The 14,377-nt window shown below is 65.3% G+C and carries 10 protein-coding genes; all 10 read right to left on the reverse strand.

Translation table 11 applies throughout. From position 1 onward, the window contains the following. Nucleotides 1-14 precede the first annotated feature (14 nt). Complete coding sequence (locus tag A4F85_RS29895; RefSeq protein WP_034396889.1) at nt 15-326, reverse strand: FmdB family zinc ribbon protein; 312 nt, start codon at nt 324-326, stop codon at nt 15-17. A gap of 223 nt (nt 327-549) precedes the next feature. Next, the gene (locus tag A4F85_RS29900; protein WP_231890629.1) at nt 550-3,234 is read right to left on the reverse strand and encodes a DUF7933 domain-containing protein; all 2,685 of its coding nucleotides are present in this window, start codon (nt 3,232-3,234) and stop codon (nt 550-552) included. A gap of 177 nt (nt 3,235-3,411) precedes the next feature. Next, nucleotides 3,412-4,860: a sodium:solute symporter family protein gene (locus A4F85_RS25795; protein ID WP_063328220.1), complete on the reverse strand. Its 1,449-nt coding sequence runs from the start codon at nt 4,858-4,860 to the stop codon at nt 3,412-3,414. 58 nt (nt 4,861-4,918) lie between these two features. Next, the gene (gene ubiB, locus A4F85_RS25800) at nt 4,919-6,484 is read right to left on the reverse strand and encodes a ubiquinone biosynthesis regulatory protein kinase UbiB (RefSeq protein WP_013800840.1); all 1,566 of its coding nucleotides are present in this window, start codon (nt 6,482-6,484) and stop codon (nt 4,919-4,921) included. Beyond that, nucleotides 6,481-7,119, reverse strand: coding sequence for a ubiquinone biosynthesis accessory factor UbiJ (locus tag A4F85_RS25805; protein WP_063328221.1), 639 nt, complete (start codon nt 7,117-7,119; stop codon nt 6,481-6,483). The genes ubiB and A4F85_RS25805 overlap by 4 nt, the downstream gene beginning before the upstream one ends. A 122-nt stretch (nt 7,120-7,241) precedes the next feature. Further along, complete coding sequence (locus A4F85_RS25810; protein WP_012207258.1) at nt 7,242-8,258, reverse strand: Tim44 domain-containing protein; 1,017 nt, start codon at nt 8,256-8,258, stop codon at nt 7,242-7,244. A 53-nt stretch (nt 8,259-8,311) separates the two neighbouring features. Then, complete coding sequence (gene ubiE, locus A4F85_RS25815) at nt 8,312-9,043, reverse strand: bifunctional demethylmenaquinone methyltransferase/2-methoxy-6-polyprenyl-1,4-benzoquinol methylase UbiE (protein WP_013800838.1); 732 nt, start codon at nt 9,041-9,043, stop codon at nt 8,312-8,314. Nucleotides 9,044-9,270: 227 nt separating this feature from the next. Continuing rightward, nucleotides 9,271-9,693 (reverse strand): gamma-butyrobetaine hydroxylase-like domain-containing protein, encoded by a 423-nt coding sequence (locus A4F85_RS25820; protein ID WP_013800837.1) that lies wholly within the window; start codon nt 9,691-9,693, stop codon nt 9,271-9,273. A 10-nt stretch (nt 9,694-9,703) separates the two neighbouring features. Beyond that, the gene (locus tag A4F85_RS25825; RefSeq protein ID WP_063328222.1) at nt 9,704-10,159 is read right to left on the reverse strand and encodes an HIT family protein; all 456 of its coding nucleotides are present in this window, start codon (nt 10,157-10,159) and stop codon (nt 9,704-9,706) included. After that, entirely contained in the window at nt 10,159-14,073 is a 3,915-nt protein-coding gene (locus A4F85_RS25830; protein WP_063328223.1) for a DUF3683 domain-containing protein, read from the reverse strand. Before A4F85_RS25830 ends, A4F85_RS25825 begins: the two co-directional genes overlap by 1 nt. Nucleotides 14,074-14,377 lie beyond the last annotated feature (304 nt).

Genomic DNA, 14,377 nt, shown 5'->3' on the forward strand with positions numbered 1-14,377 from the left:
AATGCAAGCCTTGATTAATGGCCCGTGGAGGGTGCGGGAGCAGATGCGGGGGCCGCAGCAGGCGCAGTTGCCGCAGGTGCGGCAGATGTATCCGAGGCCTGGGTGTCTGCCGCTGGAGCCGGCGTGGCGGCGCTCTTGCTGCCGCTGTTCTTGAAGTCGGTCGCGTACCAGCCCGAGCCCTTGAGCTGGAAGCCGGCAGCCGTCAGCTGCTTGGAAAAGGCCTCGGCACCACAGGCCGGGCAGGTCGTCAGCGGAGCATCCGAGATTTTCCGCAGCACGTCCTTGGCATGACCGCAGGAGCCACACTTGTATGCATAAATAGGCATGGCGCTAATGCTTATACGAGAGAAGATGCAAAACTTTCGATTATAGGCATCCGCCCGATACTGCGGCTGCCTTGCCCCCAAAGGCCCAGGCCGGAGAGCCGCAAGCCGCATGCATCAGTCGGTACCTGATGGCCCGAAATGCAAAATGCCAGTCGCGCGGACTGGCATTCCATCAGGGCGGTGCCGGCAAGCCCCGCTGCCGGGGCGCCTGCCGCGTCCATGTTCAGCGCCGTGCCCGGCGCCGCTGCATCCCCATACCGGCCAGCATGACGGCAAGGCCCATCAGCACCAGGGCAGGCACCCCGGTGGCGGGGACCGGCTCCGGTGTCAATGCGGCAGCAACCACCAATTCCTGATCCCGCGAATTGTTGGCCGGCTCCGGGTCCGTGGTTCCACTGACCGCCGTCACCGTGGCTGTCAGGCTGCCCTGCGTGGTGGGCGTGAAGCTCACCGTGCAGGAAATGCGGGCACCCGAGGCCAGCGGCGCGCCAGTCGACACCGCAGGCGTGCATGAGGTGCTGGCACCCGCTGGCAGCCCTGCGATGGAGCAATTGGCAAAGGCCGCCGCATTGGGGCCGGCATTCGTGCAGACGAACGATCCCTTCACGGGAACACCCACGTTGGCGGTGGCCGGCAGCGTGACGCTGGTGGCCTGCATATCGGCCCGCTCCACGGGGTTGAAGGGGTGGGCCTTGGTGTTGTTGGCCGGCACCGGATCCACCGTGCTGCTGCTCGCCGTCACCAAGGCCGCGATGGTGCCCGTTGTGGTGGGCGTGAACTGCACTGTGCAGGCGATGCTGCCGCCCGATGCCAATGGCGAGGCCGTGGGCACGCTGGGCGTGCAGGACGTGGTCGCCCCGGCTGGCAGGCCGGAGATCACGCACGAGGCCGCCGTGGCCGCACTGGGGCCGGCATTGGTGCAGCTGAAACTGCCGGAGACCGGCGCGCCCACCGTCATGGTCAGGGGAAGCGTGATGGAGGTGGCCTGCATGTCGGCCCGCTCCCCGGGGCTGTAGGGACGCGAGGTCGTGTTGTTGGCAGGCACCGGGTCCGGCGTGCCGCTGCCGGCGGTGACCAGGGCCGTGAATGCCCCGCCCGCTGTGGGCGTGAAGCCCACCGTGCAGTCAATGCGGGCGCCCGAGGCCAGCGGCGATCCTGTAGGTACAGCGGGAGTGCAGGACACGGAAGCGCCTGCGGGCAGACCTGAAATGGCGCACGAGGCTGCCGCCGCAGGGCTGGGCCCCGCGTTGGTGCAACTGAAGCTGCCGGATGCCGGCGTGCCCACAGCCATGGAGGCCGGCAGGGTCAGCTCCGTGGCCCTCATGTCCGCCGACTCCCCTGGGTTGTAGGGGAAGGACATCGTATTGTTGCTTGGCACCAGATCTGTCGTTGCACTGCCGGCCGTCACCAGTGCCGTGATGGCGCCCGTGACAGCAGGCGTGAAGCCTACCGTGCAGGCGATGCTGTCGCCTGCGGCCAGCGGCGATCCTGTAGGAACAGCGGGAGTGCAGGACACGGAAGCGCCTGCCGGCAGACCTGAAATGGCACACGATGCTGCCGCCGCAGGGCTGGGTCCCGCATTGGTGCAGCTGAAGCTGCCGGATACCGGTGCCCCCACCGTCATGGACGGCGGAAGATCGACGCTGGTGGCCTGCATGTCGGCCGCTGGCGCAACCGCCAGCACAGCCAGTGTGGCCGGCTGGTTCAGGCCAATAAGACTGAGGTTGGAAGGACCGTTGGTGAAGCTGCCTGTCGCGGTCGGACGCACGTCGAGGCTCACCTCGCAGAAGGCGGCGCCCTGGGCCAGGTCTCCGTTGGACACGGTCACGGTGCTGCCGCCTGCTGCCGCCTGCACGGTCGTGCCGGGGCAGGTGGTGCTGGCATTGCCCTCGACGACCAGTCCTGCAGGCAGGTTGTCGGTAAACGACCAGCCTCGCTTGCGCAGCAGATCGGTCGTATTGGTGATGGTCATGGTCAGCCGGGAGACCTGGCCGAGGTGGATGCTGGCAGGCGAGAAGGCCTTGTCCAGCTGCGGCGTGACATCGATGATCTGCGCGTTGTCGATCGACGAATCGTTGCCCATGGAGCTGGTCTGGTCGTTGTGCAGAACAAACCCGACAGAGGCTCCGCTGAAGAGCAGGGCTCCGGGAGAGGTCACTGTCTGGGCCCTGGCCGTTTGTATGATCCCAATACCGATAGGCATCGTATTGAACGACACACCATCCACGCATGGATCGACAGCGTTCATGGAGATGGGCAGTTCCGCATTAGCGTCATTGACAAGAGAAAAACGCAGCAACGGAGCGACGAATCCTGACGAGCAGAAGTTCGCCACCACATCGGCACGGGCCGTGAGGAATCTGCTGCCGGAACTTTGCGGAATATTGGCCTTGGTGCGAAAGGCAATTGCGCCAGCAGGATAGGTTCCATTCGCTGTAAGCATCGCCATGACGTGATTTTTGACCGCATCCGCCGCACTCTGGCCCTGATAGCGCCCTGCGACCTCCGCCATCTGCTGCAGGGCGTTCCAATTGCCTTGGGAACCGCAGGCCGCACTCATCGTCGCCGAAGTTGGATCCTGGTTGAAGGACGTGACTATGCCATTGCACTGGTTGGCGCTCATCCGGTACAGGGGGTCGGCGGTATACATCTGCCCCGCAGGGTCCGCGCCCTGGTAGACCAGCAGATCCCGCCCCTCCGTGGTGATGGGGGGTGTCTGCGGGTTTTCGAAGTCCTCGCTCCAGACAATGACCGGAGCGACCGGGATCCTCGGCGCAGCCATTGCCACCTGGCCGCACAGGGCTGGCACAAGCAAGGCGCCTCCAAGCCAACTCCATCGGAACCGGACGCCAGCGACAGGCCGCAGCTTCAGCCGGCGAGCCCTCGCAATCAGTTTGAGTGTTTTCATGACGGTGCTTCCTCCCAAGCGTTTGCTATTCGGAGGTCCGCCGTACTGTCACGACCTGTGCTTCACACCACCCAAGTCAGCATTCCGGGACCTCCACAATCCCAGCCGCCGACTATATAGTTAATAACTATTGATGATTGTCATCAATTGTTTTTGCAAATGATGGTGTGACGGCGCTTACCTTTCAGGGCTGAATTCAAGAATGTCTGCGCTGCGATTGGCTAGCCACTGCGGCGCCAGTGATCCGGCCACCATCCCCGTCACTGCAGCCAGCAGTCCCGCCAATTGCTGCGGAAATGCCTCGTGCAAAGCAGGAGTGGTCATGAAGACCACCCACACGCCAATGCCCAGTGCCACGGCGCAAATGGCGCCCTGCGTGGTGGCGCGCTTCCAGTACAGCCCGAAGACCAGCGGCACGAAGGCGCCGACCAGCGGCACCTGGTAGGCGCTGGAGACCAGCTCATAGATGGGCGTTCCTTCCATCTTGATCGAGTAGGCCAGCACGCAGATGCTGAAGACGAGCACGCTGATGCGCATGGCCAGCAGCATTTCCCGGTCGCTGGCCTGGGTGCGGAACTGGCGCCAGATGTTCTCGGTGAAGGTCACGCTGGGCGCCAGCAACGTGGCCGAGGCACAGGACTTGATGGCCGACAGCAGCGCGCCGAAGAACAGCACCTGCATGACGAAGGGCATCTTGTCCATGACCAGGGTGGGCAGCACCTTCTGCGGGTCCTGCTTGAGCAACTCCGCTGCCTCCTGCGGCATGATGATCAGCGCGCTGGCCACGAGGAACATGGGTACGAAGGCGAAGCAGATATAGGCCGAGCCACCGATGACGGTGCCGCGCGTGGCGGCCTTCTCGCTGTGGGCCGACATCACGCGCTGGAACACGTCCTGCTGGGGAATGGAGCCCAGCATCATGGTGATGGCCGCGCCAAAGAAGAAGAGGATTTCATGCCAGCTGGGCTCGGGCCAGAACTGGAACAGATCGCGGCTCACGGCCAGGTCGATGACCTTGCCGGCACCGCCAGCCATGTCGCTGGCAAACCAGGCCAGCACCACCAGGCCGACGACCAGGATGATCATCTGCAGGAAGTCCGTCACCGCCACCGACCACATGCCGCCGAACAGCGTATAGGCCAGGATGGACACCACGCCGATGGCCATGCCCACGGGAATGCTGACCGTGCCGCCCGACAGCAGGTTGAACACCAGGCCCAGGGCCGTGACCTGGGCCGAGACCCAGCCCAGGTAGCTGAGCATGATGATCAGCGAGCAGACGATCTCGATGGACCGGCCATAGCGGTGGCGGTAGTAGTCGCTGATGGTCAGCAGCGTCATGCGGTACAGCTTGCCCGCGAAGAACAGGCCCACCAGGATCAGGCACATGCCCGCGCCGAACGGGTCTTCGACCACGCCGCGCAGGCCGCCCTCGATGAACTTGGCGGGCACGCCGAGCACGATCTCCGAGCCGAACCACGTGGCAAACGTGGTGGTGATGATCATGTACATGGGCAGATGGCGCCCGGCAATTGCGAAGTCGGCTGTGTTCTTGACCCGCCTGGCCGCCCACAGGCCGATGGCGATGGTCACGAACAGGTAGGCGATCACCATAGAGAGCAGCACGCTGGCACTCCTGTTTCAAAGTGGGAAAAGGGAGAGGTCCGGAAACCCGTCAGTGTTCTCAGTACCAGCGCAGCCGCACCACCAGTTGCAGCAGGATCAGCGCTATGACAAAGCCGATACCGGCGCTGACGATGGCCTGCAACAGGCGGTTGGTGAGCTTTTGCTGCTGCAGCAGCTCCTTGAGCAGTTCGTCGTGCTCGCCGGAGTTGCGCGTGAGCCGGCGATGGATCAGGCGCGGCAGCTCGGGAATGAGCTTGGCATAGCGCGGCGCCTCGGCCAGCAGCTCGCGCCACAGCCGTTGCGGGCCCATCTGGTCCAGCATCCATTTTTCGAGGAAGGGCTTGGCCGTGCTCCACAGGTCCAGGTTGGGGTCCAGCTGGCGCCCCAGGCCTTCGATGTTGAGCAGCGTCTTTTGCAGCAGCACCAGTTGCGGCTGGATCTCGACTTGAAAGCGGCGCGAGGTCTGGAACAGGCGCATCAGCACCATGCCCAGCGAAATCTCGGCCAGCGGACGGTCGAAGTACGGCTCGCAGACGGCGCGGATGGCGGCCTCCAGTTCGTCCACGCGCGTGCTCGGCGGCACCCAGCCGCTTTCGATGTGCAGCTCGGCCACGCGCTTGTAGTCACGGCGGAAGAACGCCGTGAAGTTCTGCGCCAGGTATTCCTTGTCGTACTCGGTCAGCGTGCCGACGATGCCGAAGTCCAGCGAGATGTAGCGCCCGAAGGTCTCGGGCTCCAGGCTGACCATGATGTTGCCCGGGTGCATGTCGGCGTGAAAGAAGCCGTCGCGAAAGACCTGGGTGAAGAAGATGGTCACGCCGTCGCGTGCCAGCTTGGGGATGTCCACGCCGGCTTCGCGCAGGCGCTCGACCTGGCTGATGGGCACGCCGGTCATGCGCTGCATGACCATCACGTCGTTGCGGCAGAAATCCCAGTACACCTCGGGGATCAGCACCAGGTCCAGCCCTTCCATGTTGCGGCGCAACTGCGCGGCGTTGGAGGCTTCGCGGATCAGGTCCAGCTCGTCGTGCAGGTAGTTGTCGAACTCGGCCACGACCTGGCGGGGCTTGAGGCGCTTGCCGTCGGCCGACAGGCGCTCGACCCAGCGCGCCATCATGTGCATCAGCGCCAGGTCCTTGTCGATCACGGTCTTCATGCCCGGACGCAGCACCTTGACGGCCACGTCGCGCTGCACGCCGTTGCGGTCGCTGATCACGGCAAAGTGCACCTGGGCGATGGAGGCACTGGCCACCGGCTCGCGCTCGAAGCTCACGAAGATCTGGTCCAGCTTCTTGCGGAAGGCGCGCTCGATGGTGTCCACCGCAATCTGCGAATCGAAGGGCGGCACGCGGTCCTGCAACCGGGCCAGCTCCTCGGCCACGTCGGGCGGCATCAGGTCGCTGCGCGTGGACAGCACCTGGCCGAACTTCACGAAGATGGGTCCCAGCTCTTCCAGGGCCTCGCGCAGGCGCTGGCCGCGCGGCTTGTCCAGCCGCCGGCCCAGCGTGAGCACCGCGCGTGCGCGGCGCATCCAGGGATGCTCGAAGCTCGACAGCACCAGTTCATCGAGTCCGTAGCGGAACACCACCCAGAGGATGGTCAGCCCGCGAAGAAACCGGCTCATGGCTTGTCGTTCTCGAAACCGGGCAGGGATACCACGGGGGAACCAACGGGCGCGCTGGCGGGCGCTGAGGCACGTGCGGCCTCGGGGGCGGGGGCATCGGCATCGGGCTTGCCGGCCATGCGGGCGCCTACGAACTGGCGCAGTGCCTGGGCGGCGCTGCGCGCGACCTTGGCCACGGTGTGCGCGGGCGCATCGCCGATGATGCGGGCCAGGTCTTCCTCCACGTCCCATTCGACGTGGTCCACCAGCCAGTTGATGTCGGCGGCCAGTTGCACGTCGCCCTCGATGCGGATGGAGGGCTTGTCTCCGCGCAGGGCCACCTGGGCCAGGGCCAGCGGGGAGGTCTCGGTGACTTCAAGCAGCAGGTCGGGCTGCGCGCCTTCGGGAGCCACGTTGAACAGGCCGGCGGGCGTGATCTGCAGGGCCATGGAGTAGCCGCGCCACTGCACGCGCGCCACGCGGCCCTTTTGCCGCACGAGGCGCTCCATCGCCTCTTTCTCCTGCATCAGCACATGGTTGAGGAACAGCACGAGGCGCTGATGCACCTCGCTGACCAGCCATTGCGGCGGTTGCGGACCGGCCATCACGCGTTCCATGAGACCGTTCAGAAAAGAAAAAGGGGACTGTGTTGCCATAGTCCCCGATTATTCCCGAAGTGAGAGGATGCGGCCGACGCAAATCCGGTCGAGACAAGTGGCCAGCCCATGGCGTGACCGCCTGTCGCATCCCTGGCTTGCGCCGGTCCTCTGCAAATTACTTACTGCAGTGCCTGGACGCCGGCGACCAGCCAGCCGCTGCTGCCGCTCTTGGGCTTGGTCATGTTCCAGACCTCGCGGAAGGGCGTGGGGCCTGCCGAGGCGTCCTCGCGGATCATTCCCGAGAATTCCACGCTGGCCATGTAGTCATTGCCCAGATCCTCGATGCCCAGCAACTGGGCATCGATCATGACCACGTCGGTCTGGTTGGGCTGGCCAGGGCGCTGCACCTCGCGCTCGCTGAGCTGGCCACGGATCTCGGTCAGCATCTCGTCGGTCATCATGGCGCGCAGCGAAGCGATGTCCGAGCGGTCCCATGCCGATTGCAGCGTGACGAAGTTGCGCTTGGCAGCCGTCAGGAAGCCTTCGGTGTCGAAGCCTTCAGGCACACCCCAGTTCTGCGAGCCTGCCAGGGCAGAGCCGATCTGCACGCCGGAACCCGAGGCCAGGGCGGCCGGCTGGTGGTTCTGCTCCCAGGGACGGGCCGAGGCGTCGTTGCCGACCTTCTCGGGGTTGTACTGGCGTGCCAGCGGTGCGCTGTCCACGTTGCCACCCATGTTGCCCGCGCCCGCAGGGGCCGCGTTCTGGAAGGCGAAGGGGCTGGACGATGCCTGCTGCGCACCGGCCGCTGCACGGCGCGAGCGCATGACCATGCCCACCACGACCATGATGACCAGGGCCAGCAGGGCGATCAGCAGGAACTGGCCGAAGGCGGCGCCCAGGCCCAGCGAGTGGGCCAGCCAGGCCAGGCCCAGGCCGGCGGCCAGGCCGCCGAGCATGGCGCCCCAGGGCTTCTTGGCCGGAGCGGCCGCAGGCGGCGTTGCAGGCTTGCCCGCAGCGTTCTGTGTGGCGGCGTTCTGCGGCGGCGTGTTCTGCGCCGGCGCGCGCGTAGCTTCACGCTGCGTCACATTGCTCGACTGCTTGCCCACCGATCCGCCACCGCCCATGCGCTTGGCGTCGGCCGTGCCGTGGACCACCACCAGCATTGCGACCAAGACCATAGACCATAGCTTTTTCATGTCATCTCCTCGAATAATCGTGTTGCCGTCACCTCACCGAACGCCTCACGCGCTCAGCACTTGATTCCCACATGCAGCGCCGCAATACCGCCCGTCATGTTGTGATAGTCCACATGGCCGAAGCCGCATTCCTGCATCAGGCGCTTGAGATCCTCCTGGCCGGGGTGCATGCGGATGGACTCGGCCAGATAGCGGTAGCTGGCGTCATCGCCCGCCACGAGCTTGCCCATGGCCGGAAGAATCTTGAAGGAGTACCAGTCGTAGGCTTTCTCCAGGGGCTTGGCCACCTTGGAGAACTCCAGCACCAGCAGCTTGCCGCCGGGGCGCAGGACACGGTTCATTTCCTTGAGCGCCGCATCCTTGTGGGTCATGTTGCGCAGGCCGAAGGCCACGCTGACCAGATCGAAATGGTTGTCGGGAAACGGCAGGGCTTCTGCATCGCAGACCATGGTGGGCAGGATGACGCCCTTGTCGATCAGGCGGTCGCGGCCCACGCGCAGCATGGCTTCGTTGATGTCGGTGTGCACCACCTGGCCGGTGGAGCCGACCTTCTTGGCGAAGGCCAGGGCCAGATCGCCCGTGCCACCCGCGATGTCCAGCGCCTTGTCGCCTTCCTTGAGGTTGGCCACCATCACCGTATAGGCCTTCCAGGCACGGTGCAGACCACCCGACATCAGGTCGTTCATGACGTCGTAGCGCGAAGCGACCGAGTCGAACACGCCGCGCACGCGGCTGGCCTTCTCGCGCTCGTCCACCGACTGGAATCCGAAATGTGTGGTGCTCATAACAACGATGCTAAGCAAGCAGTAGTAATGCGTACAGCGACAACCCCGTGTGGCCACGGGCTTTGCCGGGCAAGGGTTATCAAGAACAAACAGCTTGAAACGCCTTCAAACAAAGACTTTTAAGCTATTTTAAATATAGCACCACCCCCAATAACCCTGTGCCGTACAGAGGTCCGGAATGTGGTGCGAGGGGAACGGCGCCATACAGCGCGCACCCGTGCGCGGCGTCAGTGGCTGCCGCAGCCGTGTCCGCCGCCGCTGGCCTTGCCGGGCATGGGCGTGTCGCGGTCCATGCCGGACTCCTGCAGCCGGTCCAGGTACTGCGCCCAGAACTCGTCCTGGCGGCGGCCCAGTTCGTAGAGGTATTCCCAGGTGTACAGGCCGCTTTCATGCCCGTCGCTGAAGAAGGGCTTGATGGCGTAGTTGCCCACGGGCTCGATGGCCGTGATGGACACCTCGCGCTTGCCCGTCTGCAGCACTTCCTGGCCCGGGCCATGGCCCTGGACTTCGGCCGAGGGCGAGTACACGCGCAGCAGCTCGAAGGGGATGCGAAAGCTTGCGCCGTCGGAGTAGGCGACTTCCAGCACGCGCGATGCGCCGTGCACGGTCAGGGCTTCGGGGGTTGGGGTGTCAGGGGTCAGGCCGGCCATGCGGTGCTCCTCATTCAGTGGCGGGGTGCTGTTGCCAGGCATCGAGTGCCTGGACCAGCGCCGTGTCTATGGCTGGCAAGCGCGCTGCCACCTCGGCCTCGCGCTCGGCATTGCGCGGGCGCTGGGCCGGGGCCCAGACCGCGCCCGGAAAATGGCTGTCCCAGTCAAAGCGCGCAATCACATGCCAGTGCAGGTGCGGCACCATGTTGCCCAGTGCCGCCAGGTTGATCTTGGTCGGCGCAAGGCGCTCACGCAAGACGCGCTCGACCACGACCACGGCATCCATGCAGTGCTGGCGGTCGGCGGCGTCCAGGTCGGAGAACTCGGCCGCATGCGCATTCCAGACCACGCGGTAGAAGGCCGGAAAGCCCTCCTCCTGCGCGCGGATCACTCGCAGGCGCGGGCCGCGCCAGATGGGCACGCCGCCTTCTGTGGCGCACAGGGGGCAGGAAGCGGGAGCAGCCATCAGACCAGCACCCGTTCGATGCCGCCGGCGTTGGCGCGCTGAACATATTCGGCCATCCAGTTCTCGCCCAGGATCTGGCGCGCCATCTCGACCACGATGTAGTCGGCTTCCAGCAGGCCGTTGTTCATATCGCCACCGTAGCGCGACAGGCCCTGCAGGCAGCTGGGGCAGCTGGTGAGGATCTTCACGTTGTCCTTCTCGGCCAGGGCGCCGCTGGCGCGCAGCGCGGCCTCGCCCTTCTTGAGTTCCTCTTCCTTTCGGAAGCGGATCTGCGTGGAGATGTCGGGGCGCGTGACGCCCAGCGTGCCCGATTCGCCGCAGCAGCGCTCACTCTTGATCACGCCGTCGCCGACCAGGGCCTTGACGGTCTTCATGGGGTCCTGCAGCTTCATGGGCGAGTGGCAGGGGTCGTGGTAGAGGTAGCCCTCCTTGCCCTGCAGCGTCACGCCCTTTTCCAGCAGGTACTCGTGGATGTCGATGATGCGGCTGCCCGGGAAGATCTTGCCGAACTCGTAGCCCTGCAACTGGTCGTAGCAGGTGCCGCAGCTGACCACCACGGTCTTGATGTCCAGGTAGTTGAGCGTGGTGGCGACGCGGTGGAAGAGCACGCGGTTGTCCGTGATCATCTTCTCGGCCTTGTCGAACTGGCCACTGCCGCGCTGGGGATAGCCGCAGCACAGGTAGCCGGGTGGCAGCACGGTCTGCACGCCGGCATGCCAGAGCATGGCCTGGGTGGCCAGGCCCACCTGGCTGAACAGGCGCTCGGAGCCGCAGCCGGGGAAGTAGAACACCGCCTCGGTGTCCGCGCTCGTGGTCTGCGGGCTGCGGATGATGGGCACGTAGTCCTTGTCCTCGATGTCCAGCAGGGCGCGCGCCGTCTTGTTGGGCAGGCCGCCGGGCAGCTTCTTGTTGACGAAGTGGATCACCTGCTCCTTGAGGGGAGCGCGCCCCACCGAGGCCGGTGGACGCTGGGTCTGCTTCTTGGCCAGGCTGTGCAGCACGTCGGAGGCCAGGCGCTGGGCCTTGAAGCCCACGCCGACCATGGCCGAGCGCATGAACTTGATGGTGTCCGGATTGGTGGCGTTGAGCATGGCCATGGCCAGCTTGTTGCCGGGCCTGAAGCTCTTCTTGTCCATCTTGCGCAGCAAATTGCGCATGTTCATGGTCACATCGCCGAAGTCGATCTTCACCGGGCAGGGGTTGAAGCACTTGTGGCAGACCGTGCAGTGGTCCGACACGTCCTCGAACTCCTGCCAGTGGCGCAGCGACACGCCGCGGCGCGTCTGCTCCTCGTAGAGGAAGGCCTCGACCAGCAGCGAGGTCGCCAGGATCTTGTTGCGCGGGCTGTACAGCAGGTTGGCGCGCGGCACATGGGTGGCGCACACGGGCTTGCACTTGCCGCAGCGCAGGCAGTCCTTGACCGAGTCGGCGATGGCGCCGATGTCGCTCTGCTGCATGATCAGCGACTCGTGCCCCATCAGGCCGAAGCTGGGCGTGTAGGCGTTGGTCAGGTCGGCGAACATCAGCGATTCGCGCGGCGAGCGGCCGTCATGGCTCTGGCCCACCACGGCCTGCAGCTTCTCGTTGCGGATCAGCTTGCCCTTGTTGAAGCGGCCTTCGGGGTCCACGCGCTGCTTGTAGGCGGCAAAGGGCGCCAGCTCGTCGTCGCTGAGGAATTCCAGCTTGGTGATGCCGATGCCGTGCTCGCCCGAGATCACGCCGTCCAGATGGCGCGCAAGCACCATGATGCGTGCCACGGCCTCATGGGCGGTCTGCAGCATCTCGTAGTCGTCGCTGTTGACCGGAATGTTGGTGTGCACGTTGCCGTCGCCGGCGTGCATGTGCAGCGCCACCCAGACACGGCCCTTGAGCACGCGCTGGTGGATGGCGTTGACTTCGGCCAGCAGAGGCTGGAAGGCCGCGCCCGCGAAGATCTGGGCCATGGGCGCCTTCAGCTGGGTCTTCCAGCTGGCGCGCAGCGTATGGTCCTGCAGCTGCGGGAAGAGGTTCTCGACATCGTCGAGCCAGCCCTGCCACAGCGTGCGCACGTCGGCCACCAGGGCCAGGGCCTGCTGCACGCGGTCCTCCAGCAGCTCGGCCGATGGAATGTCGCCCGCATCGTCCTGCTTGCCCAGCGGCAGGTCGCCGTGCTGGAAGAAGTCCGTCAGCGCATCGCACAGCTTGAGCTTGTTGCGCAGCGACAGTTCGATGTTGATGCGCTCGATGCCGTCGGTGTACTCCCACATGCGGGGCAGCGGGATCACCACGTCTTCGTTGATCTTGAAGGCGTTGGTATGGCGCGAGATGGCGGCCGTGCGCTTGCGGTCCAGCCAGAATTTCTTGCGCGCCTCGGCGCTGACGGCCGTGAAGCCTTCACCGTTGCGCGAGTTGGCAATGCGCACCACCTCGGCGGCCACGCGGGCCACATCGTCGGCGTTGTCGCCGGCAATGTCGCCCAGCAGCACCATCTTGGGCAGATGGCCGTTGCCCTTCTTGCTCTTGGTGGCGTAGCCCACGGCCTTCAGGTAGCGGTCGTCCAGGTGTTCCAGGCCGGCCAGCAGCACGCCCGAGCGCTTTTGCTCGGCGAACATGAAGTCCTTGATCTCGACGATGCTGGGCACGGCGTCCTTGGCGTTGCCGAAGAACTCCATGCAGACCGTGCGCGTGTGCTCGGGCATGCGGTGCACCACCCAGCGCGCGCTGGTGATCAGGCCGTCGCAGCCTTCCTTCTGGATGCCCGGCAGGCCCGACAGGAACTTGTCGGTCACGTCCTTGCCCAGGCCTTCCTTGCGGAATTTCTGGCCAGGAATGTCCAGCCGCTCGCTGCGGATGGGGGTCTTGCCGTCTGCCTCGAAGTACTGCAGCTCGAAGCTGGCCATCTCAGCGTCATGGATCTTGCCGAGGTTGTGGCCCACGCGCGTGACTTCCAGCCACTGCGCATCGGGCGTGACCATGCGCCAGGACACCAGGTTGTCCAGCGCCGTGCCCCAGAGCACGGCCTTCTTGCCGCCCGCATTCATGGCGACGTTGCCGCCGATGCATGAGGCCTCGGCCGATGTGGGGTCCACGGCGAAGACGAAGCCCGCGCGCTCGGCCGCATCGGCCACGCGCTGCGTGACCACGCCGGCTTCGGTGAAGATGGTGGGCACCTCGTGGTCCACGCCGGGAATGCGGCGCATCTCCACCTCGGTCATGGCTTCGAGCTTTTCGGTATTGATCACCACGCTGCGCCAGGTCAGCGGGATCGCACCGCCCGTGTAGCCCGTGCCGCCGCCGCGCGGAATGATGGTCAGGCGCAGCTCGATACAGGCACGCACCAGGGCGGCCATCTCGGCTTCTGTATCGGGGGTGAGCACCACGAAGGGGTATTCGACGCGCCAGTCGGTGGCATCCGTCACATGGGCCACGCGCGACAGACCGTCGAACTTGATGTTGTCCTTGGCCGTGTGGCGGCCCAGGCTCTTTTGCACCCGGCGGCGCAGTTGCTCGGCCTCGACGAAGGTGGCGTTGAACTCATGCACGGCGCGGCGCGCTGCATCCACCAGCTGGCCCACCAGCGCATCGCGCACGGGGTCCTGCTGCGGAGCACGGCGCTTGTCGATCTCGCCCAGGCGGTGCTCCAGGGCCTCCACCAGCGACTTGCGGCGGTCGGGACTGTGCAGCAGGTCGTCCTGCAGGTAGGGATTGCGCTGAACGACCCAGATGTCCCCCAGCACCTCATAGAGCATGCGGGCGGAGCGGCCCGTGCGCCGCTCCTGGCGCAGCTGGTTGAGCACATCCCACATGGACGTGCCCAGCAGGCGGATCACGATCTCGCGATCGGAAAACGAGGTGTAGTTGTAGGGAATCTCTCGCAGACGTGCAGGTTCGGCAGCCTGTGCCTGCAGGGCTGCCAACGCAATCGGTACATTCATGGGGTAGACCGTGTCTGGCGCTCTCGGGGCGCCGCTAAGCCAAGTGGGAGCGCAATTTTAAGCGAGCGCCCCGGGGATGCGCTTCCCACGGGGCTCTGGACGGCGCGCCGTCTCGGCCCGCGAAGCCAGCCCTCGCCAACGTGGCGGGATCTTGCGGAGCCCGGTGAAGGTGCCTTATACAGAAAGAGCACAAACGAGCCAATACGAACAACCCGGCTTTTGAAACGAAATGGTATTGACCTAAAATAGCGCCGCTTCGCGTGTCATTTTTTGTCACACGACTGACATACGGGACCAGCGGCTC

The sequence above is a fragment of the Delftia sp. GW456-R20 genome (assembly GCF_001622915.1).
Lineage (GTDB): Bacteria > Pseudomonadota > Gammaproteobacteria > Burkholderiales > Burkholderiaceae_C > Comamonas > Comamonas acidovorans.